The organism is Blautia sp. Sow4_E7 (assembly GCF_052116245.1).
Lineage (GTDB): Bacteria > Bacillota > Clostridia > Lachnospirales > Lachnospiraceae > Blautia_A.
Window position 1 is genome coordinate 1 of record NZ_JBQKLL010000005.1, and the last position, 22,835, is coordinate 22,835.

At 44.9% G+C, this 22,835-nt stretch carries 19 protein-coding genes, 1 tRNA gene, 1 pseudogene and 1 riboswitch; of the genes and pseudogenes, 17 read left to right on the top strand and 4 right to left on the bottom strand.

Annotated features, from left to right (window positions below; translation table 11 throughout):
- Nucleotides 1-171: 171 nt before the first annotated feature.
- The 4 genes and pseudogenes from ACTQ50_RS04565 to ACTQ50_RS04580 form a co-directional block, all read left to right on the top strand.
- A pseudogene (locus ACTQ50_RS04565) lies at nt 172-537 on the top strand (transposase); the annotation flags it as partial.
- A 285-nt stretch (nt 538-822) separates the two neighbouring features.
- Nucleotides 823-1,005, top strand: a complete 183-nt coding sequence (locus ACTQ50_RS04570) for a hypothetical protein (protein ID WP_441483167.1) — start codon at nt 823-825, stop codon at nt 1,003-1,005.
- A 165-nt stretch (nt 1,006-1,170) separates the two neighbouring features.
- Entirely contained in the window at nt 1,171-1,449 is a 279-nt protein-coding gene (locus tag ACTQ50_RS04575) for a type II toxin-antitoxin system Phd/YefM family antitoxin (protein WP_441483168.1), read from the top strand.
- Nucleotides 1,450-1,451: 2 nt separating this feature from the next.
- The gene (locus tag ACTQ50_RS04580) at nt 1,452-1,769 is read left to right on the top strand and encodes a type II toxin-antitoxin system RelE/ParE family toxin (protein WP_441483169.1); all 318 of its coding nucleotides are present in this window, start codon (nt 1,452-1,454) and stop codon (nt 1,767-1,769) included.
- Nucleotides 1,770-2,382: 613 nt separating this feature from the next.
- Here the strand turns inward: ACTQ50_RS04580 and ACTQ50_RS04585 are convergent.
- Nucleotides 2,383-2,454: transfer RNA gene (locus ACTQ50_RS04585), tRNA-Gln, on the bottom strand.
- 250 nt (nt 2,455-2,704) lie between these two features.
- On the opposite strand from ACTQ50_RS04585, the gene ACTQ50_RS04590 reads away from it, so the two are divergent.
- A complete protein-coding gene (locus ACTQ50_RS04590) occupies nt 2,705-4,180 on the top strand; it encodes a nicotinate phosphoribosyltransferase (protein ID WP_441483170.1) in 1,476 nt (491 codons plus the stop codon).
- A 618-nt stretch (nt 4,181-4,798) separates the two neighbouring features.
- Here the strand turns inward: ACTQ50_RS04590 and ACTQ50_RS04595 are convergent.
- Together ACTQ50_RS04595 and ACTQ50_RS04600 are read right to left on the bottom strand one after the other, a co-directional pair.
- Nucleotides 4,799-5,080 (bottom strand): helix-turn-helix transcriptional regulator, encoded by a 282-nt coding sequence (locus tag ACTQ50_RS04595; RefSeq protein ID WP_441483171.1) that lies wholly within the window; start codon nt 5,078-5,080, stop codon nt 4,799-4,801.
- 11 nt (nt 5,081-5,091) lie between these two features.
- Nucleotides 5,092-5,772 (bottom strand): AraC family ligand binding domain-containing protein, encoded by a 681-nt coding sequence (locus ACTQ50_RS04600; RefSeq protein ID WP_441483172.1) that lies wholly within the window; start codon nt 5,770-5,772, stop codon nt 5,092-5,094.
- A gap of 186 nt (nt 5,773-5,958) precedes the next feature.
- Between ACTQ50_RS04600 and ACTQ50_RS04605 the strand changes: the two genes are divergently transcribed.
- The 10 genes from ACTQ50_RS04605 (at nt 5,959) to ACTQ50_RS04650 (ending at nt 18,595) form a co-directional block, all read left to right on the top strand.
- Complete coding sequence (locus ACTQ50_RS04605; RefSeq protein ID WP_441483173.1) at nt 5,959-6,585, top strand: hypothetical protein; 627 nt, start codon at nt 5,959-5,961, stop codon at nt 6,583-6,585.
- Between the two features lie 8 nt (nt 6,586-6,593).
- Nucleotides 6,594-7,637: a family 78 glycoside hydrolase catalytic domain gene (locus tag ACTQ50_RS04610; RefSeq protein ID WP_441483258.1), complete on the top strand. Its 1,044-nt coding sequence runs from the start codon at nt 6,594-6,596 to the stop codon at nt 7,635-7,637.
- Entirely contained in the window at nt 7,634-8,044 is a 411-nt protein-coding gene (locus tag ACTQ50_RS04615; RefSeq protein WP_441483174.1) for a hypothetical protein, read from the top strand. The genes ACTQ50_RS04610 and ACTQ50_RS04615 overlap by 4 nt, the downstream gene beginning before the upstream one ends.
- A 216-nt stretch (nt 8,045-8,260) precedes the next feature.
- Nucleotides 8,261-8,512, top strand: coding sequence for a type II toxin-antitoxin system Phd/YefM family antitoxin (locus ACTQ50_RS04620; protein ID WP_295306869.1), 252 nt, complete (start codon nt 8,261-8,263; stop codon nt 8,510-8,512).
- A complete protein-coding gene (locus ACTQ50_RS04625) occupies nt 8,509-8,769 on the top strand; it encodes a Txe/YoeB family addiction module toxin (protein ID WP_441483175.1) in 261 nt (86 codons plus the stop codon). The genes ACTQ50_RS04620 and ACTQ50_RS04625 overlap by 4 nt, the downstream gene beginning before the upstream one ends.
- A gap of 163 nt (nt 8,770-8,932) precedes the next feature.
- Nucleotides 8,933-13,657, top strand: a complete 4,725-nt coding sequence (locus ACTQ50_RS04630) for a leucine-rich repeat protein (RefSeq protein ID WP_441483176.1) — start codon at nt 8,933-8,935, stop codon at nt 13,655-13,657.
- A gap of 211 nt (nt 13,658-13,868) precedes the next feature.
- The gene (locus tag ACTQ50_RS04635; RefSeq protein ID WP_441483177.1) at nt 13,869-14,477 is read left to right on the top strand and encodes a type II secretion system protein; all 609 of its coding nucleotides are present in this window, start codon (nt 13,869-13,871) and stop codon (nt 14,475-14,477) included.
- A 216-nt stretch (nt 14,478-14,693) separates the two neighbouring features.
- Nucleotides 14,694-16,055, top strand: a complete 1,362-nt coding sequence (locus ACTQ50_RS04640) for an MATE family efflux transporter (RefSeq protein ID WP_441483178.1) — start codon at nt 14,694-14,696, stop codon at nt 16,053-16,055.
- A gap of 176 nt (nt 16,056-16,231) precedes the next feature.
- On the top strand, nt 16,232-17,494 hold the full coding sequence (locus tag ACTQ50_RS04645) for a putative bifunctional diguanylate cyclase/phosphodiesterase (protein ID WP_441483179.1): 1,263 nt from the start codon (nt 16,232-16,234) through the stop codon (nt 17,492-17,494).
- A gap of 96 nt (nt 17,495-17,590) precedes the next feature.
- On the top strand, nt 17,591-18,595 hold the full coding sequence (locus tag ACTQ50_RS04650; RefSeq protein WP_441483180.1) for a GTP-binding protein: 1,005 nt from the start codon (nt 17,591-17,593) through the stop codon (nt 18,593-18,595).
- Between the two features lie 460 nt (nt 18,596-19,055).
- Here the strand turns inward: ACTQ50_RS04650 and ACTQ50_RS04655 are convergent, their stop codons facing one another.
- Nucleotides 19,056-20,333 carry an amidohydrolase family protein gene (locus ACTQ50_RS04655; protein WP_441483181.1) on the bottom strand — a complete coding sequence of 426 codons (1,278 nt, stop codon included), beginning with the start codon at nt 20,331-20,333 and terminating at the stop codon, nt 19,056-19,058.
- Between the two features lie 142 nt (nt 20,334-20,475).
- A riboswitch (purine riboswitch) is annotated at nt 20,476-20,572 on the bottom strand.
- A 250-nt stretch (nt 20,573-20,822) separates the two neighbouring features.
- On the opposite strand from ACTQ50_RS04655, the gene ACTQ50_RS04660 reads away from it, so the two are divergent.
- Nucleotides 20,823-21,548 (top strand): acyl-[acyl-carrier-protein] thioesterase, encoded by a 726-nt coding sequence (locus ACTQ50_RS04660; RefSeq protein WP_441483182.1) that lies wholly within the window; start codon nt 20,823-20,825, stop codon nt 21,546-21,548.
- 63 nt (nt 21,549-21,611) lie between these two features.
- Entirely contained in the window at nt 21,612-22,580 is a 969-nt protein-coding gene (locus tag ACTQ50_RS04665; RefSeq protein ID WP_441483183.1) for a Gfo/Idh/MocA family protein, read from the top strand.
- Nucleotides 22,581-22,835: the final 255 nt, after the last annotated feature.

The window sequence follows — 22,835 nt, forward strand, 5'->3', positions numbered from 1 at the left end:
AAGAAGGTAGATGCTGCCACAGTTGCCTGTGCATTAGTACATCTTAAAGAATTATAGAAAAATGTCCGCCAGAAATTTAAATAAAAGTCTCTGGCGGACAGAAATTCCGTCTGATTCCGGGCAAAAAATACCGGATGGTTTTGGACAAAACCGGTTGTCAGTAACAGCCAATATCTTTCAAAATGCACAAAAAGTAAGGATCATGTAAAACTGATCACACGTCATGTATGGGAAGAATATATGGAAGTGGCAGAAGACATTCGGCACACGATCGGAAACAGACAGATCTACCAGTTAAGAAAAGAAACCATAGAGCGGATCTTCGGTACAGCGAAAGAACAGCATGGATTTCGATATACGCAATATGTAGGAAAGGCACGGATGGAGATGAAAGCCGGGCTTACCTTTGCATGCATGAATCTGAAAAAACTGGCAAAGATTCTGGAAAAACGAGGCTGGAACACAGCCAGATTTTTGTTGATTTTGAAAAAAATAAAAAGAAAAGAAGTTTTAAAAGAAAAATGGTGCTGGGCATAACACCCAACACCAAGTTTGTCTACAGTCTGAAATAGGATTGATCAGCGATAAGAACTGATTAATCCTATTTTTTATTTCTACATAGGCAGACAAGAGCCAGCCCCTCAAACTCGCCCCTCACACCATACCCTCAAACTTGCCCCTCAAGTTTGCCCCTCAATCTAAACCCTCAAAAAGACAGCCCCTCAAAAACTTTGATTACCCAAATTGAATTCTGGTCTCTTTTTTTATATCTTCAAATCTGTAACAGATATGAAAATTAAAATATGCTCATAGAAGGGAGAATTGGAACCAGAGCAGGTTCAGAAAATTCTGGAAGAGAACAAGGCTTCTATCCAGGTTGAAGCTAAAACTGGACGTGAGGGCGTTGATCTGGCGTTTGCAATTGCTGAGTTGGGAGAAGAAATTGGGTTTACGCAAGGATTCAAGTGTGCCTTTCAGCTTTTCATGGAATGTACAAGGAGATAGATTCAAATAATACAAGGTATATAGTGTAAGTAATATCGCTATGTAGGGCTCTTTAGCGATAGAACAAGTGAAGAATCCTAAAATTTGCAGAATGAAATTGATTAGGAAGTTGAAAATATAGACAATGATTGATATAATTTTTATATAAAAGAGGAGGTGCGTACTATGTTTGCTATGCAGGAAGCTATCAGACCATCAGCGGATTTACGAAATCATTATAATGAAATATCAAAACAGTGCCGAGAGGGAAAAGAAGCAGTTATTATAACTGTAAATGGAAGAGGCGATACTGTGTCCTTGTCCTATGAAGAGTATAAGAACATGAAATCAAGAATAGAATTGCTTGAAGTCCTTGTTGAAGCAGAAGATGATGTAAAGAATGGTCGTGTTGCGCCGATCAGTGAAACTTTTGATGATTTACGCGCTATGCTGCAGGAGGGCTGAGTTTGAAATACAATATTGTTCGTACTGATACCGCGGATGCTGGTTTGCGAAAGATTGTACTATATATTGCGCAGAATTTCGGCAATGATGTGGCATTGAAAAAGTTAGACGAGATAGAAGAGCGTATACGACAGCTGGGAGAAAATCCAGATCTTGGAATTGATCCAAGATACTTGGTATTAAAGCGTCAGGGTTATAAGGTGTTGATTCTTGAAAAAGACCTTGTATTTTATAAAGTAAATGAAGCCCGAAAGGAAGTTATTATATATGCTGTTGTAGACCAGAGGCAGGATTATTTGAACATTATTCGAGGATTGTAAGGGGGATAAGTATATGGATTATAAAAAACTATCAAATGATAATAAATTTCATAAATGGCTTGCTTACTTGCCACAGGAAGCTTAAATTGCTAGATATGGAAAGAATCAGTTATTTATTATAACATCAGCGTGGAAGATTATAGATGTGTATAATGCTTTTGTCGATGCAAAGCGGTCATTTCGTTCAGCGGGATATGCAGACTATGGAGATTTATGTGGAGATGATGAAACGAGTAGGAATTATACGAAATGTCATTTTTTAATGTCTGCAATTATGGAATATAACACATGTTTGGACTTATGCTATCAAGTGATATGGGCATACATATATCCGACTCCCTTAGAATATTTTCGAGAGGAAAGTTATAAGGCATTATTGAAGAAATGTGATATTTTAAATTGACCTATAATTGACCTAAGATTGACCTATCACGTTTTAAAACCGCCGAAAATGCAGTAAAAATCAGTAAGAAAAATATGGAGAAAATCACCTGTCAGAGCCGCGAAAAAAGAATTTTAGAAAAATTTTAAAGTCCCGCAAAGCCAGTAAATACGCGGCTTCCGGAAATTTCATAATACGAAAAAAGCACCTCATCTGAGGTGCTCCACTTAGCAGGGCTACAAGGATTCGAACCTTGAAATGACGGAGTCAGAGTCCGTTGCCTTACCATTTGGCGATAGCCCTATATGTCTTAGCAAGTTGTTTTCTCGCTTGCGACATGTTGTATTATATATCAACACCTATAGAAAAGTCAACCCCCTTTTTTCAAATTTTTTAAAAAAATTTATTCAATTCGCGCAAAGCCTTGATTTTACGGGAAAAAATTAAGATTTAGGTTCGCTTTTCCCTGTGCATTGTAAAGAAAATATGATATAATCCCACCATAAATATAAATCCGCCTGCCTGGCAGGCCTCATTAATAAGGAGAATAAACATGAGAGCAAATAACCTGACTCTGCTCACGGATCTCTATGAACTTACCATGATGCAGGGGTATTTTAAGAACCCAACTGACCAGACTGTCGTATTCGACATGTTTTACCGTGATAACCCATGCGGGGGCGGTTTTGCAATCTGTGCCGGACTGGAGCAGGTCATTGAATATATTGAGAATCTGAGATTTACAGACGCAGACATTGAATATCTGCGCGGACTTTCCATTTTTGAAGAAGATTTCCTGGAATATCTTCGTTCCTTCCACTTTACCGGTGATATTTATGCCATCCCGGAAGGAACAGTTATTTTCCCAAGAGAGCCAATGGTGAAAGTAGTAGCACCGATCATGGAGGCTCAGCTTGTGGAGACTGCGATTTTGAATATTATGAACCATCAGAGCCTGATCGCAACCAAGGCTGCCCGTGTCTGCTATGCAGCTAAGGGTGACGGAATCATGGAATTTGGCCTTCGCCGTGCCCAGGGACCGGATGCTGGAATTTTCGGTGCCCGTGCTGCTGTGATCGGCGGATGTATTGGAACTTCCTGCGTGCTTACTGGACAGATGTTTGATGTGCCAGTACTTGGAACCCACGCACATTCCTGGATCATGAGCTTCCCGGATGAGTACACCGCATTTAAGACCTACGCAAGAATGTATCCAGACGCCTGCATTCTTCTGGTAGACACCTACGACGTGCTGAAATCCGGCGTTCCGAACGCAATCCGTGTATTTGAGGAAATGCGTGAGGAAGGCATTGAACTGAAAAAATATGGTATCCGTATCGACAGCGGTGACCTTGCTTACCTTTCCAAAGAGGCGTACAAGATGTTATCTGCAGCTGGTTTTGACGATGCGACCATTTCCGCGTCCAGTGACCTTGATGAGTATCTGATCGAGAGCCTGAAAGCACAGGATGCCAAGATCAATTCCTGGGGCGTTGGAACACGTCTGATCACATCCAACGATAACCCGGCATTTGGCGGCGTGTATAAGCTGGCAGCAGTAAAGGATCAGCAGACAGGTGAGTTCATTCCGAAGATCAAGCTTTCCGAGAACACAGCCAAGGTAACGAACCCTGGAAACAAGACCGTATATCGTATTTACAGCAAGTCCACAGGCAAGATTAAAGCGGATCTGATCTGTCTTGCAGATGAGAAACTGAACCCGGATGAGACGATGGTAGTATTTGACCCGGTTGACACCTGGAAGAAGACCAAGATCCTGGGTGGTACCTATGAAGTTCGAGAGCTTCTGGTTCCGGTTATTACAGAGGGAAAACGTGTTTATACCTCTCCATCTGTTATGGAGCTTCGTGCAATCTGCCAGCAGGAGCAGGGCACTCTCTGGGATGAGTCCAGACGATTCTCCAATCCGCAGAAGGTTTACGTGGATCTTTCCCCGAAGCTTTATCAGGTGAAGAAAGAGCTGATCGAGGAGATGAGCCGTAAGGATCTGGAGTTTGAGGAAGAATAAATTAGTAAGAACAACAAAATATAAATAAAACGGCTTACCCTCTAGCGTTTTGTTAGAGGGTAGTGCTGTTTTAGGAGAAAATTATGAACTACGTTTTTGAACTTGCGAAAAAAGAGGAAATTCCCGAGATTTTCTCTCTATTGGCTATCAGAACACAGATGATGCGGTAAGAAACGGCAATGACGCAATGCTTGCAAGAATATTCTGTACACTACCGTAAACAGCGGCAACTACACCGTCCCGGATCCAGACGCAGGCAAAATGTCCAACATGACAAATTTGTTCCTGGAGATCGACATTACAAGTGGTATTGTACTGGTGGCTGTGATGGCAATCGTGCTGGTAAGATTCTTTAAGAAGAGAAAGAAGAATGTGGCTGAAGAGGCGTAATTAAATAAGAGTCAGATATGAACAGATGATAAAGTGACAAGGGCTCCGCCTGATGTGAAAATATCACATTAGGTAGGAGCCTTTTGGTGTTAAAAATTTCGAAATTGCTGTTGTATTGGAAGAATTCTCCTTATCGAACGCATTTGTGTTTACTTTCCTTCTAGTCTAAAGCTGTCATTAAGTTCGTTATCGTTTAAGAAATAATCCATACCCAGAGGAATATCATGGTTACAAACGTGTGCATATTCCACTGCGAAAATCCCGTACGGATATTCCCTCTCTTTTTTTGAATAGCCTATAGAAGTAATTTTCATCTGGAATACCAACTATCGCTCCAATTTTGTTCGCGGGAAGATCGGTTTCTCTCAGAAGCATTTTAGCATTGGTCAGTCGGAGCTGGATGATGTATTCATTCGGTGAAAACCCGACATATTTTTGAAAAAGCCTGCAAAGATGATACTTGCTTATATTTGAAAACTCTGCCATAAAATCTAAGGTCAGAGGCTGCATATAGTGTCGGTCTATATATGAAAGCAGATAGCGCAAGTTTCGGGAAGATTCTTTATCTGCTCCATATAATTATCGGAATGAAGGAGAATCATCATTAATATATGATCCAGTTGATGAGATATCTGGATCTCTCTGTATGGTAGTACAGATTCATGAAGGCTGAGAAGTTTTTCTAATTCTGCATGAAAGGTTTCGGGTGCAATATGAAAATCATATTTTCTGGCAGAAATATACTGTGAATAGATGTATGCGGCAGGCTTCCCCGAAAAATGTATTTCAACAGGCTTCCACGGTCCGGCTACAGAGCGGTATTCGTGAGGTTCCCGGCAATCAATTAGAAAACCGTCCCCTGCGTTTGAAATATAGGTTTGTCCTTTGTATTTCAGTTCTCCTGTACCTGCATAGGTGTATTTTAGCAGATAGGATTCCATGTCTGATCGTTTCGTAAAATATCTCTTTAATTCATAATACGTAAAACTCTGTATAAAACTTAAATTATTGCGTGCATATTCGGACAGTGGCCTGTTGGGAGTAGTCCAGCTCACGCCCTCTAAATGATAGGATGCATTAGCAATATAGGAATTTAGTGCTCGCATTTCAAGGCCTGATTCAGAAGTTTTTGATTCGTTCAGAAAGTTTTCGAGAAGCTGGAGTGGAAATTCTGTTTTGGGAAGTTGGAATTTTTCAAACATGAAATTTAAGATCTTAAAAGTTACTGTTCACAGGTAATATTCCGAGAGGTGTTTTTTGTGAGCAAAGCTCACAGAAAATCCGAGAATAGCGGCGCGAAATCATGCAGAGCATGATTTCTGTGCATCGTGAAGCGTGTTGCTGTGAATGGAATGAACAGTAACTCTTGAAAGAAAAGGAGGGTGAGTATGTTACAAGTTGTGGATTTAAGATGCGAGCAACTGAAAAATCCGGTGGGAATCAGAAGCCAGAAGCCTGAATTTTCATGGAAGCTTAAATCTGACAGGAAAAACATCATGCAGAAAAAGTATCAGATTACAGTTTATCAGGGAGGAAAGGTCTTCTGGCAAAGCGGTATCATATCATCTGCCTGTTCAGTTGGTATTGGGTATTCTGGTCAGAAACTATCTCCATTGACGAAATACGAGTGGAAGATAGAGGTATGGGATAATCAGGGCGATTGTGCCGCCGGCAGTGCAGCGTTTGTTACGTCAAGGTATTCATTGCCATGGAAAGCTTCGTGGGTGGAGCCTGAACAGCATGCAACTTTCGCAAAGGACGAAGATGGTTGCGTGAAAAGCGCAATGGGAATCCGGTCGGAGACGCGGGGGATTGATGATTACGCAGGATTCCAGCCGGTGCAGTATCTTAGGATACCGTTCATTTTGAGAAAGAAAGCGTATCGGATCCTTATTTGTGCTACATCACATGGAGTCTATGAACTGAAAATAAATGGCATAGCGCCGGATAACCGGAAGTATGCGCCAGAATTGGGGATGCCTGCCAATATGGTGATAGAACCGCTTTTCTGTTAGAGGGAAAGATTGAATATGAGGATGGTACGGAAGAATACATTCTTTCGGATCGAGCAATGTCTTCCACGGGGCCACTTCTGGTGTCAGATCTTTTTGTAGGGGAAAAATACGATGCACGAAAGGGATTGAAGGGGTGGGAACTATCGGGATTTGATGACAGCTCGTGGAAACGGGTGAGACGGAAGGATTACGGATATTCCAATCTCTTTGCTCAAATAGGTGAACCAGTGCGGGAAGTCAGTGTGTTTGAACCGTCGCGGATAAAAATATCCTCGGACGGGGATGTCATAATTGATGTCGGGCAGAATCTTGCAGGCTATCTTTCTTTTCAGGTGGAAGCGACGGAAGGCGAGGTCATACGGCTTGAGTACACAGAAGTTCTTGACGAGAATGGTCGTTTCTGCCGGAACATCATGGGGGCAAACAAGGATCAAACAGATGTATATATCGCGAAAAACGGAAGGCAGAGTTATTGTTCTTCTTTTACATACCACGGTTTCAGGTACGTGCGCCTGAGTGGATGGCCTGGGATTCCAGAGGTAGAGGATTTTAAAGTTCATGTTGTCGCAACAGACATGGAAAATACAGGTATTTTTATCACATCTAATGAAAAGCTTAACCGTCTTCAGCAGAATATCCGATGGAGCCAGATTTCCAATACGGTTTCTATCACGACAGACTGCCCACAGCGGGAAAAAGCAGGATGGACAGGAGATGTGATTGTATCTGCCCCATGGACGCTGTACCAGGCGTTTGCGAATAAGAGCATTCTGGAAGAAAATTACAAGGCAATGAAACACTGGATGAAGTATGTACAGTATTGCGCTGAAAATGAGTTCCCAGAAGAGTACGAAACATTTGATGAAGACAGAAAAAAACGCCAGAAGTATCTATGGAATACAGGATTCCATTATGGAGACTGGCTAGTCCCGAGTAGCGTGCTTAATACGGACAATGATATGGCGATGATCAATTCTGCGTACCGGACAAAAGGGATTGTCGCGCCTGCTTACTATGCATGTTTTATAATTGTAAGGGCGAAGAAACCATGACGGAAAAAATTGGCATGGCAGTTTCAAAGGACATGCGGCATTGGGAAAGGCTGGGGGAAACCCCTGTGATTGATAATTCGGATCTTCCAGGTAATTTTATTTCGGGAGATCCGCAGATATACCGGATGGGAAATTTATGGGTTATGAATTACTTTATTGCGTCAGTCTTGAACAGTGAGTATACAGAATTTACCGCATACGATACCTTTGCAGTTTCTAAAGATTTGATTAATTGGAGAAAATGGAATAAAACACCTTTGGTCAAACCCTCAGAGGAATGGGATGATATGTTTGCTCATAAGCCCTTTGTGATTAAAGAAGCTGGAATTGTCTATCATTTTTACTGCGCATGCAATCAAAAGGGCGAACGTTTTATTGCACTTGCAACATCAAAGGATCTAAGTTAATTTGGGAATGATTTGAAAGGCACCTTTTGGGATGGATTTCGGACTGTAGAAAAAGTGGTTTTAAGAGAACAGCTCTTAAGACCACTTTTTTGCTTAAAGCGTAATTATTGGAAAATGAGGTATTATTTTCGATTGACAGTCATATAATAATAGAATAAAATACTTGTACAAGATAATGTACAAAATGTTGTTCAACTATGAAAGGCTGGTGAAATTATGTTGGCAGTAAATTATTCTACAATTAGAAATAATTTTAAAGACTATTGTGATCAGGCGACAGATAACCATGAAACAGTTATTGTCACCCGTAAAGGGGAGAAGAATGTTGTACTTATGAGCCTGGAAAAATACAACCAGCTTGAAAAAGCTGCACGAAATGCAGAGTATCTTGCCATGGTTGATAGAGGCATTGCACAATTATCAGCAGGAAAAGGACAGGAACATGAATTGATCGAGGTGGATGAATGAAAAAATTATGGGCTGACAGAGCATGGGATGATTATCTTTACTGGCAAACACAAGATAAAAAGACTTTGAAGCGCATAAATGAATTAATTAACTCCATTGAGAGAGAAGGACTGTCTGAGGGAATTGGGAAACCAGAGCCTTTGCGTCATAGAAAGGCATGGAGCAGACGGATTGATGACATGAATAGACTGGTTTACAACATAGATGAAAATGGTTTTCTGTGGATTATTGCCTGTAGGGGGCATTATGAAGAGTGAAAAAATGGAGGCGTGGCGGATATGAAAATAAGTGGCGTATCATTTTGGAATGGTACGCTGCTTTTTTATGTTGAAATTAGCCGAAAAAGTGCACAAAAAAACATAGTGTTTGGGTGGGAAAAATGGTAAACTGTAGAAAAGAAATTTTTTACAGGAGGAACGTATGAGAAAGAAGAAATCCATTGGCCTCTCGGTGGGGATTTGTCTTCTGCTTCTGGGGTTATTCTGCAATCTAAATGTTTTTGCAGCAGTAACGGAAGGGAAAGCAGGGGAGACACTTACCGGAGAATATGCAGTTATTGTAAATACGGATTCTGAAGCGGCACACAATACCGGAACGCTGGTATTTGATGATGGGGCTGATGGAGTTGCGCCGTATGTGGCGGGGGCAAGCGCGGATGGCTTGAGCGGAGTGGGCTCAAGTTCGCTGAGCGGTGTAAATACCGACGCCAGCGCGTCTGCCCAGAGCCTGGCATCTGCAAACTCTGGCAGATCCGCATATTTAGTACAGTCAGGCAGCGGCAACTCCGCAATCGCCTTGCAGTCAGCTGCCACCTACACTATCGGTCAGGAAAAATACATGGGTTCCACCTATTCCCAGAAGACCTATGTGTGCATCGGTGTAGGTGAGCATTGCTACATCTGGATGGAAAAGAATATGAAGTCCTCCTATGACAGTGCGGGAAAAACAGCGCTCATTGCAGCGGATATGGCAAGTGTTTACGATGGACAGCCCTACCGCATTCTGAACCAGCTGGCAGGCGGCGAAATCCCCTGTCTGGATAGTTCCGGCAAGCTTTCCATTCTTCTGGAAAGCCTGAGCAGCGCCAGCGGAATGTACATGTATGAGTCTGACGTGACAGCTATCCATATCAATATTCCGGCTGCAGCGTCCTATGTGACCGGCGAAATGTCCCGCAGAAATGGACTTTTGGTTCACGAAGGCCAGCATGCAGTTCTTGCGCTGAAGACTAATTTTTCCAATTCCGGAAAATATATGTGGCTGAATGAAGGTCTGGCGGTTACCGTAATGGATTACCTCTGGGGTGGTATAGACAGTAGTGGATGGTTAAGTGGAATTGCCGAGAGCACAGCAATCCGCGGCGGTTCCTCCCTGATCTATCAGACTTACCGGGATGACACCGCAAGAGACTACGGTCTGCCTTATCTGTTCGTTCGTTACGTGATCGACAGAATGGCAGGCGGCTATGATCCAATGACAGTGCTTCCCAAATTTTACCAGGTAAATGCTTCCGGCTTGAACAGCCAGGAATATCTGGAAAAAGTTACAGGTATATCGTTTAAAACCCTTCTCACTGATTTTTATACAGCAGTGGCAGCTGGGGAAAGTTCTGGGGTTTACAGCTTCTATGGAGACAGACTGGCTGCACAGAAAGCTGCAACTTACCCTGTTTTTGCAGGGGACAGCGGAACCAATTATTCTCTGGCGCCTACTGCGGCAATCGTAATAAAGCTGAAAGATGGCAAATTTACGGTCCCTTCTAATGGCGATTCCAACATTGTTTACCGCGTGATCGGAACCAGAAATCCATCTGTGGCGCCAGCCGGAGGAAACGGAACAGCGGAGGATCCTTACGAGATCGATTCCCTGGAGGATCTGAACATGATCTCAGATCATGCCGGGGCATATTATCGTCTTATCGCGGATATTCAGACTAATGGAAAAATAAATCTTTCTGTAAATTATTTCGGCGGTGTTTTAGACGGAAACGGACATACTATTAGTGGGTTGAAAAAGCCTCTCACAGTTCAAAATGCAGGAACCATTAAGAATCTGCGTATTGTAGCAGAATTTGATGACGACAGCCAGAATGCACAGGGTGTTTTTGCCCAGTATAATATAGGAAAAATCCAGGAATGTACAGTTTTCGGAACTGTGACTGGACATATGGGCGGCCAGGGACTTCAGGAATTTCCAAAATTCGGAGGTTTTGCAGGCGAGAACTCTGGCACTATCAGCGGATGCTCTTCCAAGCTGACCATCAATCTTGCCATGCCAGCAATGAAAAGCTGGGTAGGCGGCATTGCCGGTCTGAATAAAGGGGTTATTGAGAAATGTATCAGCAGTGGAAAGATAACTGTTATGCAGACCGATAGTGCCCAGCAGCCAGTGTATGTGGGGGGAATTGCAGGCGGAACGGAGCGGACGACGCTTGGAAACAGTAGCATAAGGGTTTGCGTTCATACAGGCACGCTGCAGGTGAAGGGAGAGAATACGGTGGTTGGCCAGATCTGCGGAGGGATGACCTCTGCAGTGGTCACAGACTGCTATGGAAAAGACTCCCAGGGAAAACTGATTGGCTCTGCCACAGCGACAGATTCGAATGGAAAGCTTTTAACGGAGGCTCAGCTGAAGGATTCTGCTTCTTATACGAACTGGAAGTTTGGAACTGAGTGGAAGATTTCAGAAGAGGGAATTCCGTCCAGAATGGAAGCGGCAGATATTACTTCCATTTCTGCAGCTTTATACAGTTATTCTTATTGTATTGGAGAGCGCCCGTATAGCTGGGGCATGGTCTATGTGAATGGTCAGTCGGGCGGAATTGATATTACAGATGACATGATCAGCGGTTTTGACAATACCACAGCAGGTACCAAGACCATTTATATTACATATAAGGGAAAAACCACCAGCTGTTCCATAACGATCACAGAACCGGACAGCAGCAAGATATCCAGGGTTCAGATTTCCAGAGTGCCGAAAACTAGTTATATGGAAGGGGAGTTGTTTGATCCGTCAGGAATGAGCCTGTATGTTACCTATTCCACATATATGGGAGCTTGGGTTTACAGTGATTTCACTTATGATAAAACAGGGCCGCTGACAACAGAGGATACAGTGGTAACTTTTGATTATCATGGGTTCAAAGTGCAGCAGAAAATTACGGTTACAGCTAAGAAACCAAGCAAGCTTACGGTTTTCACAGCGCCGAATAAGATTGATTACAGTGTGGGTGATATGCTAGACCTGACAGGGCTGAAATTCCGGCTGACATACAGCAATGGAAGCCAGTCACCAGTATTTACAGCGGCTCAGCTGGATGCTTATGGTGTAAAAATAGCTCTTGGAAATAATGGAAAAGTGACACCGGTCACAGCTGGAAAAGTGCTCACTGCTGACGATAACGGACAGACACTTTTATTCTATGCAACGGATAATCTGCCTGGAACTTACGGGACTGTGACGGCTGTTTCGGAGATAATCACCGTGAATACACCGCTTAGCATTTCGGGAGTGGAGCTGTGTCTGACTGCTGGAAAAGCAGAGATGCAGTATATTGATTCAGGAGTGATTGAGGGCGGAAGCGGCCAGTATACCACTACTGTGATCAGTGAAGATTTACCGGAAGGCCTGGAGCGGACACATATGCCGGGATTGTCCTACACATTTTCCTATAGTGGCGTGGTGACGGCACCGACAGGTACGTATGTGTGCAGGTATGAGGTGCAGGATGTGCAGACGAAAGCTGTTTTGCCGATAACGATTACCATCCGTGTGCAGGGTGCTAGTGAGGCGGCTTTTGCAAGCTTTAATCTGTATAAGCTGCAGAATCCGGTTCTGGAAAAGGATGTAATTGGTGAGATTGATAATGTGGCGAGAACGATCACACTCCGTATTCCGAAGGGAACGGATGTGAGCAGGCTGACGCCGAATATTGATTATGGCGCAGGGGCAGGCACCTCTTTGGACTGGGCATTTGCAAATGGAACCTCCCATGATTTTACCAATCCGGTGGAGTATGTGCTGATCGCGCCGGATGGGGTGACGAAGAAGACGTATACCGTTTCCGTGGTATTCTACGACGATAGCCAGGTTGAACCAGAGCCGACAGCGACACCAGCGCCAGTACCGACGAACACGCCAGTGCCGACGAGTACACCGGCACCGACTGCAACACCGATACCAACGAATACGCCAGTGCCAACGAGTACACCGGTACCGACTGCAACACCGATACCAACGAATACGCCAGTACCAACGAGTACACCGGTACCGACTGCGACGCCAACGTCGACACCAACGAACACGCCGGTGCTGACCGCGACACCAACGCCAACGAATACGCCAGTGCCGACCGCGACACCAACGCCGAGTCCGACGAATACGCCAGTACCGACTGCGACGCCAACACCGACGCCGACGAACACACCGGTGCCGACTGCAACACCAACGCCAACGAATACGCCGGTGCCGACCGCGACGCCGACGCCAGTACCGACGAATACGCCGGTGCCGACCGCGACGCCAACGCCGAAGCCAACTAGCACGCCAGTGCCAACTGCAACACCAACTCCTAAGCCAAAGCCGACCAGTACTCCGGTGCCGAAACCGACTAGTACTCCGGCACCGGCCGGGTATAAGGTGGGAACGACGGTGAAACAGCAGAAAACCAACGGCTACTATAAAGTAACCAGCGCACAGACGGTAGAGTATCTAAGGCCAGTAAACAAAAAGGCAGGTACTGTGGTGATCCCGGACAGCGTGAACTTAAATGGTGCAAACTACAAAGTAACCTCTGTCGGCACCAAGGCATTCAAAAACAACAAGTACCTTAAGAAGCTGACTATAGGAAACAACGTAGTCCAGATCAAGAACTACGCCTTCTACAAATGCACCAAGCTCAACACCGTAAAAATCGGCAAAGGAGTCCAGTATATTGGAAAGCAAAGCTTTTATGGATGCAAGAAAATAAGTACGATGCGAATTTACACCTCACGCCTGAAACAGAAAAACATTGGCTCCAACGCATTCAAAGGAACCCCATCCCGAATGAAGGTTTACACTCCGAGGAAGCTGGTAAAGAGCTACAAATCTATATTTATAAAACGGGGAATGAGCAAGAATATAGTAATGAAGAAGTTATAAAGCAAAAAGGCGGTGATACATTTAAAGTGCAGCATCGCCTTTTAAAGCTGTACACGATGAATTAAAATCTGTACTAGCGTAAGATTTTTTTGGTAAAATTCTCCAAAATTCGGAGTTAAAATCTATTAACTAATTAATTGACGAAAAAAGTTATATAACGTATACTGGAAGAGTAGTTGGTGTGTAGGTTATAAGAGGTAAAAAATGAAAAATGAAAATAAAAAATAAAAAAGGATTTACACTAGCAGAACTGCTGATCGTGGTTGCAATTATTGCAGTATTGGTTGCAGTAGCCATTCCTATTTTTACTAGTCAACTGGAAAAGGCACGACAGGCTGTGGACCTGCAGAATGCGAGAGCAATACAGTCTGCGTTGACCAATGCGTATAATACGGGGGAAATTGATTTAGGAAATTGTAAACATGGTGAGGGTGTATGGGTATTAATTTGTCGAGATGAATCATCTAAACCATATGGGTATAATAATGCTTGGAAGTTTACCTATAACAATACTCTATTCTGTGGAGCGGATGCTAATACTATTATTAAAGGACGCAAGGTTACAAAGGTATCGTATGAAAATGAGATAGAGCAGATATTGAAAGAATATGGTATAAATGTAGATTCATTAAAAATAAAAAGCAGTAAAGATTCAAATAGAACGAAAGGTTGGGACTGGATCGTAATACAGATGGTTAATAAGAACGGTATAGCGCAATCTTGTATGTTTAGTGGATTTGCTGGCATTTCATCGGCTTATAATAATGCATATGGTAAAGACAAGGATAATTTGAATAAGATAATTTCTGGTAATAGGTAATACTACATAGAAAATTGTACGATATTAAAAGAAGGGGGACTGCCAGCGCAGTCCCTTTTTTCTTGACATTTCCCGTCCCAATGTGCAAAATGAAATCAGCAAAATACATCCAATTTCAGGAGAATTCTCTGAATTGCTAAAGAGAGTGATAACGGTATGCGGTTAATAAAGCAAAAGTTATCTTAATGATGAAATAAATAGAAAGCTGTGAAAAAAATGAAACGAATCGATTTTGAAAACGGAACCGTAACAAGAAATATTTTTAGTGCCGCTATCCCCATGCTGGTAGCGCAGATCCTTAGTCTTTTGTACAACATTGTGGACCGGATCTACATCGCTAGAATCCCCAATGTGGGAACAACGGCCCTTGGCGCAGTAGGAATCTGCTTCCCGTTGATTATGATCATAACCGCATTTGCCAACCTGTTTGGAAGCGGCGGTGCCCCTCTTTTTTCCATAAACAGAGGTATGAAGGAGAACAAGAAAGCCCAGATGATCATGGATACTTCTTTCACCATGGTATGTGCAGGCGGCGCCCTTTTGATGATAATCGGACTTCTTTTTGCAAGACCTTTACTGGTACTGTTTGGTGCGTCTGAGGATGCTTTGGTCTATGCTTATCCCTACATGATGATCTACCTGATTGGAACTGTTCCATCTATGATCGCCACCGGGATGAACCCGTTTATCAACGCCCAGGGATATGCAACAACCGGCATGCTTTCCGTAGCAATCGGCGCAGTAGCCAATCTGATCCTGGATCCATTGTTTATTTTCGCGTTTGGGCTGGGAATAAAGGGGGCGGCAATTGCAACCGTAATTTCCCAGTGCTTATCCGCTTTATATGTGCTTCTTTTCCTGGAAAAAAGAGCAGAAATGAAAGCCCGTCTTCTGAAAAAAACAGAGTTGAAAAGCTGCGTAGAACACGCCAAAAACATCGTCAGTCTTGGCAGTGCGGGCTTCATTATGCAGCTGACAAACAGCCTTGTAACTATCTGCTGCAACAATGTTCTGGGGGTTACCGGAGGGGATGTTTACATATCTGTAATGACCATTGTGTCCAGTGTCCGTCAGATGGTCGAGACTCCAATTTACGCTATAAATGAGGGAACCTCCCCCATCCTCAGTTACAATTACGGAGCCAGAAGACCGAAGCTTGTGCGTAAGGCAATGGTCACTCTGGCAGTGATGATCCTGGTTTATACAGCAGTGATGTGGAGCGTGATCATCTTTATCCCGGACTACCTGATCGCTGTTTTCAGCTCTGATAAACTCCTGATAAAAGATGCCGTTCCAGCGCTGAAAACCTACTTCGCGGCCTTCATTTTCATGGACCTGCAATACATGGGACAGACCGTTTTCAAGTCCCTGAACAAGAAGAAACAGGCGATTTTCTTCTCCCTTTTGCGTAAGGTTTTCATTGTAGTTCCACTGACGTATCTGTTCCCATATGTGTTTCAAATGGGAACCCACGGCGTATTCCTGGCAGAGCCGGTGTCTAACGTGATCGGCGGAAGCTTATGCTTTGTTACAATGCTGCTGACAATATTGCCAGAACTGAAAAGGATGGAACAATAACAGCAACAAAAAAGCTGCAAATCCCACTTTTCAAATGGGAAAAACAATAGTAAAATAGAAGTTATAAACGGAACGTGAAGAAAGGGTATGTCTGGTGTTGGTGAAATGGTATCTGGGGGGAATCGTGAATTGGGCCAGACCTTGAGTGGAGAACGATGACGATAAAGGTGAAAGTTATGGAAACGGATTCGGTGACAGGAGCGCTGAACCGGACGGGATTTTTTCATAAGGTACGGGAGATTCTGGAGAGTGAACCGGAGCAGGATTTTGCCATTGCTTATTTCAATATTCAGAGATTTAAGACGGTGAATGACCTGTTCGGATATGAGTCTGGAGACGAACTTCTGAAGAGAGCGGCACAGATCCTTGCTGGATGCTTCCTGAATCCGCTGGCTGTGGGAAGGCTGGAAGCTGACCGCTTTGTGGCACTTACGAAGAAAGAGGATATGGATCTGGAGAGACTGCCGGAGCTTTTGCACAGGACCTATACCAAGGGGGAACTGAATCTGGACCTCTATGGAAAGTGCGGTGTTTATTTTATTCCGCGTCATACCAAGCTGAGCGTGTCTGAGATGTGCGACCGGGCCAAGATTGCCAAGTCCAATATTTCCAATCAGTTTGTGCAGCCTTACGCGGTTTTTAACGAGCAGATGCGGGTAGACTATGAGCAGAGGAGTATCGCCCTTTTTCATCTGGACGACGGGATCAAGAATGGGGAAATACAGGTCTACTATCAGCCAATCTATGATGCCTGGACAGGGGGAATCGCGTTGGCAGAGGCCTTGGCCAGATGGTTCAGCGGTGAGTTCGGAAGTATTTCTCCGGCGAAATTTATTCCTACTCTGGAGGAAAGCGGATATATCACCAAGCTGGATTATCATGTTTACCAGACTGTATACAATCTGATCGAGAAGCGCCGGAAAGAGGGCAAAAGGGTTGTAGACATTGGCGTGAACCTTTCCAGGATGGACTTGATGGACAAGCATATTATGGATACAATTCTGGAGGATGTGAAGAATTCGGATCTGCCCAGCGGAAGTATCAGCTATGAGCTTACAGAGTCCGCATATGCCGGTATGTCTGAGGATGGAAACAGCTTTCTGACCAAAATGCATGAAGAGGGGACCAAGCTTCTGGTGGATGATTTTGGAAGCGGGGTGTCTTCTTTTAGTACCATTCGTGATTTTGATTTTGATATTTTGAAGCTGGATATGGGCTTTGTCCAGAAAATAGGATTGAATAGAAAGAATAACAATATTATCATTTCGTTGATCGAGCTGGCGCACCGCCTGGATCTGAAGGTGATCGCCGAGGGCGTGGAGACGAAGGAACAGGCGGATTTCCTGAGAAATTATGGCTGTGATTATTTCCAGGGATACTATTTTGCCAAGCCAATGCCCCAGGAAGAGTTTGAGGCGTTGCTGGATAAACAAAGTTGATAAGGGAAAAAGAAACGAGCGGACTGTTTAGGCAATTATTGAATGGATGGAAAACTCGTTTTTTGTTTTTATAAGGCAGACATGAGGAGACAGAAGATGGTTAAAGTTGATTTAATTACAGGTTTTCTTGGTTCAGGCAAAACGACTTTTATAAAGAAATACGCTGCATGGCTGATGAGCCAGGGACAGAATATTGGAATCCTGGAGAACGATTTCGGGGCGGTGAATGTGGACATGATGTTGCTTCACGACCTGGAGGGCGAGAGCTGCGAGCTGGAAATGGTTTCCGGTGGATGTGATGCAGACTGCCACAGAAGACGTTTCAAGACCAAGCTGATCGCAATGGGAATGTGCGGATATGACCGGGTTCTTATTGAGCCATCGGGAATTTTTGATGTGGATGAGTTTTTCGATGCCCTTTACGAGGAGCCGCTGGATAAGTGGTATCAGATTGGAAATGTGATCACCATTCTGGACGCCAGACTGGAAGAGAAGCTGCAGCCGCAGGCGGAATATCTGCTGGCTTCGGAGGCCGCTGACGCAGGCTGTATTGTCCTTAGCAAGAGCCAGGAGGCTTCTGCGGAGGAGATCAAGGGTACTGTAGAACATCTGAACCGGGCATTGGAGAGTGTGAAGTGCAAACGCCGCTTTACAGAAAAAGAAGTGCTGAATAAGGACTGGGAGCAGTTTACAGACGAAGACTTCCAAAAGATTTTTAACAGCGGATATGTGATGGAAGACTTTGAGAAACAATGCTTCGATGAGAAAGAGGGCTTCCAGTCGCTGTATTTTATGGAGTTGAAAATTTCAGAGGCACAGCTGGAGCGTGCTGCCCATCAGATCCTGGATGATCCGGAGTGCGGGGATGTTTTCCGGATTAAAGGATTTGTGAAATTAGAAGACAGCGCTGCGGAGGCAGGAAACGGAACCCCGGGTGCGGACTCCGTTCCTGCAGTGGCTGCCGCTAATACCTGGCTGGAATTAAACGCCACCCGCAAAGAATTTTCCCTGAAGCCCATTTCCGTAGGCCAGGAAGTGGTGCTTGTGATCGGGGAAAATATGAACGAGGCGCGGATACGGGAGTATCTGGGCGCGGAATGATTTACGTGAGCAACGGGTAAAAGGAAAAACCTCTGGTCGAAGATTGCTCTCCGGTTCAGAGGCTTTTTATATGGTTATTTGTAATATTTCATGACGTCATCTCTAAATTTCTCAAAAAGAGGATAATTTGGTAAACGCCTGTTGCAGCGTCTCCCTTGGGAAGCAAGCCGCAAAATCCAGAATTCCCAATTTCTTGGTTAAAATATCTTTCATAACCTTCCAGGAAATGTCAAAAGTGAGACTGAAATTAAGGACAGTCCCTTCAAGAACAAAATCTGCCTTGGGATCAGCAGGAATATGAGAAGCTGAAATCAGTACTGAAGCAGGAAATTGCAGATATAGAGGCAAGTTTGCAGGATTGAGTAAGAAACGAAGGATAAAACAGCATATATGAAAACCTCTGGCTGGAAGAGATATGGCCTGATAATATACTGCTTCCAGACCAGAGGTTTTTGCTTTTTTAGATCACTTTCCGTCCCTGCACATACTTTCCAACCAGATTCCGGTCATCAGACAGGTAAACCAGGCGTTCCAGGCGGTCGCGGGTGGAGATTTCCTGGGGGTGGCGGATACCTGCGTCGTCCAGGATCATGGCGTCGAACTCATAGCCTTTTTCGAAGCTGCCTACTTTTCCGAAGAAGGAACCGCCGCCGATGGTTGCCATGTAGAAGGCTTCCTCCAGCGTAACCGGAGCCTGTGACTGGTCCATCAGGCGCCAGCGGAGCTTGGAAACCTGGATGGTGTCTGCGATAGCGCGGAACATGGAGAGGGAAAATCCTCCGGCAACGTCGGTGCCAAGTCCTACGTGAAGTCCCAGGTCAAGGTAGCGGCGGATGGGCGCGATTCCGGAAGCGATGTCTGTGTTGGATTCCGGACAGTGGGCGATGTAAACACCCTGGTCCTTGATCGTCTGGATCTCTTCGTCGGTGGAGTGGACGCAGTGAGCCATGATGGTAGGGCAGGCTCCCCCAAACAGCCCAAACATGTCATACGCATCCCCGTAAAACCTGCTAGTCGGGCAGAGCTCCTTCACCCATGCGATTTCCCCGAAATTCTCAGACAGGTGAGACTGAACTGGAATGTGGTATTCCCGCTGGATCTTTCCCAGCTCTGTCATCAGCTCGTCGGTACAGGATGGGGTAAAACGGGGCGTAAGAATGGGATATGTGTGATCGTAGCGCCCCTTGCTCTCTTCCAGCCACTGGCGTGTATCCTGTGCGGAAGCCTGTGCGCTTTCCTCCTGAAGCTCCGGGGCTCCATTGCGGTCCATATTTACCTTTCCAACCATAGTTGCCAGTCCGCTCTCTTCCAGCATGTCCATAAGGAGCTCCGTTGCCGGGCGGTGTAAGGTGGCGAAGATGCAGGCTCTGGTAGTGAAGCTGTGCTTCAGGTCATCTACAAAAATGGAGTATGCCTTTTTCGCGTAGTCCAGGTCTGCGTACCGGGCTTCCTGTGGGAAGGTAATGGTATTCAGCCAGTCAAGCAGCTCCAGGTCCATGCCGGTTCCGCGGTAAGCGTACTGGGGGGCGTGAAGATGCAGGTCGGTAAATCCTGGAATGATCAGACGGTCGCCCATGTCTTCTACAGGAATGCTCTTATATTCCTCTGGAAGCTGGGAAAAAACGCCGGCACAGAGGCCGTTTTCACAGACTACATAAGAATCTTTGTGGAAAACAAGCTCTTTCTGGTTCTTGCTGTAACAGATCGTACCCTTTAAAGCAAACAAATCTTTCTTCATATCAAACCATCCTTTCTGCGAGAGGTGAGAAGAAGCGTAAACCCGGGAAATTGGGGCAGAGAAAGTGCTGCCGGAAAAACCGGGGACAGATTTTCGGGGAATTCAGCAATAAAAAAACCACCCGAAAATGCTACACCTGCACACCTCGTCGTATGCAGCTTATAGACAACTATTAGGGTAGTTGGTAGAAACGTCCAACCGGATTATGGACATATATAAGCGTTTGCTGTTTTGTTTTTATGCCTTTATTGTACATGGTTTAAGGCGTGGAGGCAAGTAAAATCTTACAAAAATTTTCTACATTTTCATATCATTATTGACTGATTTGTTATATAATGAAGTAAAAATCGCGGTTCCCGTCGCGGAGACATTTTCGCGTTGCGCAAATGCAGGGAGTGAAGAAATCAGACGGTAAAAAGAAGTCCGCTTAGGGCGCAATTTACGCGGAGCGATGGAAATAAAAGTAAGCACGAAGGAGATTGACATAACATGAGTTACAGCTTTAAAGGCCGTGTAAGATACAGTGAAATAGGAGAAAATGGCTGCCTGACTTTGCCTGGGATCCAGGATTATTATCAGGATTGCTGCACCTTCCAGTCTGAGGAAATCGGGCAGGGAATGGAAGTGCTGGAAGCGCGTCAGAGAGCCTGGGTGCTGTCCGCCTGGCAGATTGTAGTGAACCGATACCCGAAGATGGGCGAGACCATTGTGGCAACCACTGCCCCATATGGATTTAAGGGCTTTCTGGGAATGCGTAATTTTACCCTGACCACAGAAGCTGGCGGGCTTTTGTCCTATGCCAATAGTATCTGGACAAATATTGACACCAAGACCGGCCTTCCGGCAAGACTCACAGACGAAGATACCAGAGGGTATGTACTGGATGAAAAGCTGGATATGGATTACGCACCCCGCAAGATCGCATTGCCAGTGGGAATGCATGCAGAAGAACCTTTTGCTATCCAGAAGCACCATCTGGACACCCATCATCATGTCAATAATTGTCAGTATATCCGTATGGCAGCAGATTATCTGCCGGAGGGATTTGTGATCTGCCAGATGAGGGCGGAATATAAGAAGCAGGCACTGCTGGGAGATGTTTTTTATCCGGCGGTGAAACAGGAAGAAGGGAAGGTTACAGTGGCGCTTTCTACGGAAGGCGGCGAGCCTTACGCAATTGTAGAGTTTGCGGCTGCGTACAGATTGCAGAAATGATTTTTCAAACAGGCTCTGGCGTTGTATATGGAAGAAAGTTTTTTAGAAAGGTGGTTTACATAAATGAAAATTGGAATTCTTGGAGCTGGTGGTATTGCAGTTCAGATGGCGAAAACGGTAGCTGGAATGAAGGATGTGGAGAATTATGCGGTGGCAGCCAGAAGCCTGGAACGGGCACAGGCTTTTGCCCAGAAGCATGGCATTTCCAAGGCTTATGGTTCTTATGAGGAAATGCTGGCAGACCCGCAGGTGGATCTGGTTTACATTGCAACCCCTCATTCCCATCATTACCTTCATGCAAAGATGTGCCTGGAGGCTGGGAAAAATGTGCTCTGTGAGAAGGCTTTTACGGTAAATGCAGATCAGGCGAGAAAGCTTTTTGCCCTGGCAAAAGAGAAAAACCTTCTGATCACAGAGGCAATCTGGACCAGATATATGCCGTCGCGGAAGATGATAGGCGATATCATTGAAAGCGGTGTGATAGGCGAAGTAACTTCCGTTACTGCCAATCTGAATTATACCATCAGCGAGGTGGAGCGTATCCGCAAGCCGGAGCTGGCAGGTGGCGCACTGTTGGACGTAGGCGTTTATACCATTAATTTTGCCAGCATGGTCCTTGGGGACAAGTTAAAGGATGTGCAGGCAACTGCTATTTTCCGTGATGGTGTGGATATTCTGGATACCATTGCCATGGTTTTCGAGGAAGAGCGGATGGCGACTTTGCAGTGCGGAGCCAGTGAGGTTTCTGACAGAGTGGGAAGCATTTTTGGAACAAAAGGGTATATTCAGGTATTGAATATCAATAATCCGGAGAAGATTACCGTATTCGATCATGAACATAAAGAAGTGGCATCTTACCTGCCGCCAGCGCAGATCACTGGTTATGAGTACGAGGTGGAGGCTTGCGCAAGAGCCATTGCAGCAGGTGAAAAAGAGTGCCCGGAAATGCCTCATGATGAGACAGTGCGGGTGATGGAGATCATGGACGGGATTCGGAAATCCTGGGGGTATGAGATTCCGTTGTATGAGTGATGCGTTGGCCGCCGCGGGCAGCACAAGCCTTGTTTGCAGATGCATTTGAAGCGGGAGCGGTGATGCCCGCGGCTTGCAACTGTATTTGGAGATGATTGGGATGCTGTGGGCGTGCGGACAATAGAAAAATAAATAAGATACAAGTGGAAATACATCCATACAAGTGATATATTGTACTTAATAGTTGCTGTGAAGGTCGTGAGCAGTAGCGTTTAATAGAATGTTCAGGCGGCAGGGCGGTTTCGTCCGCAGGTG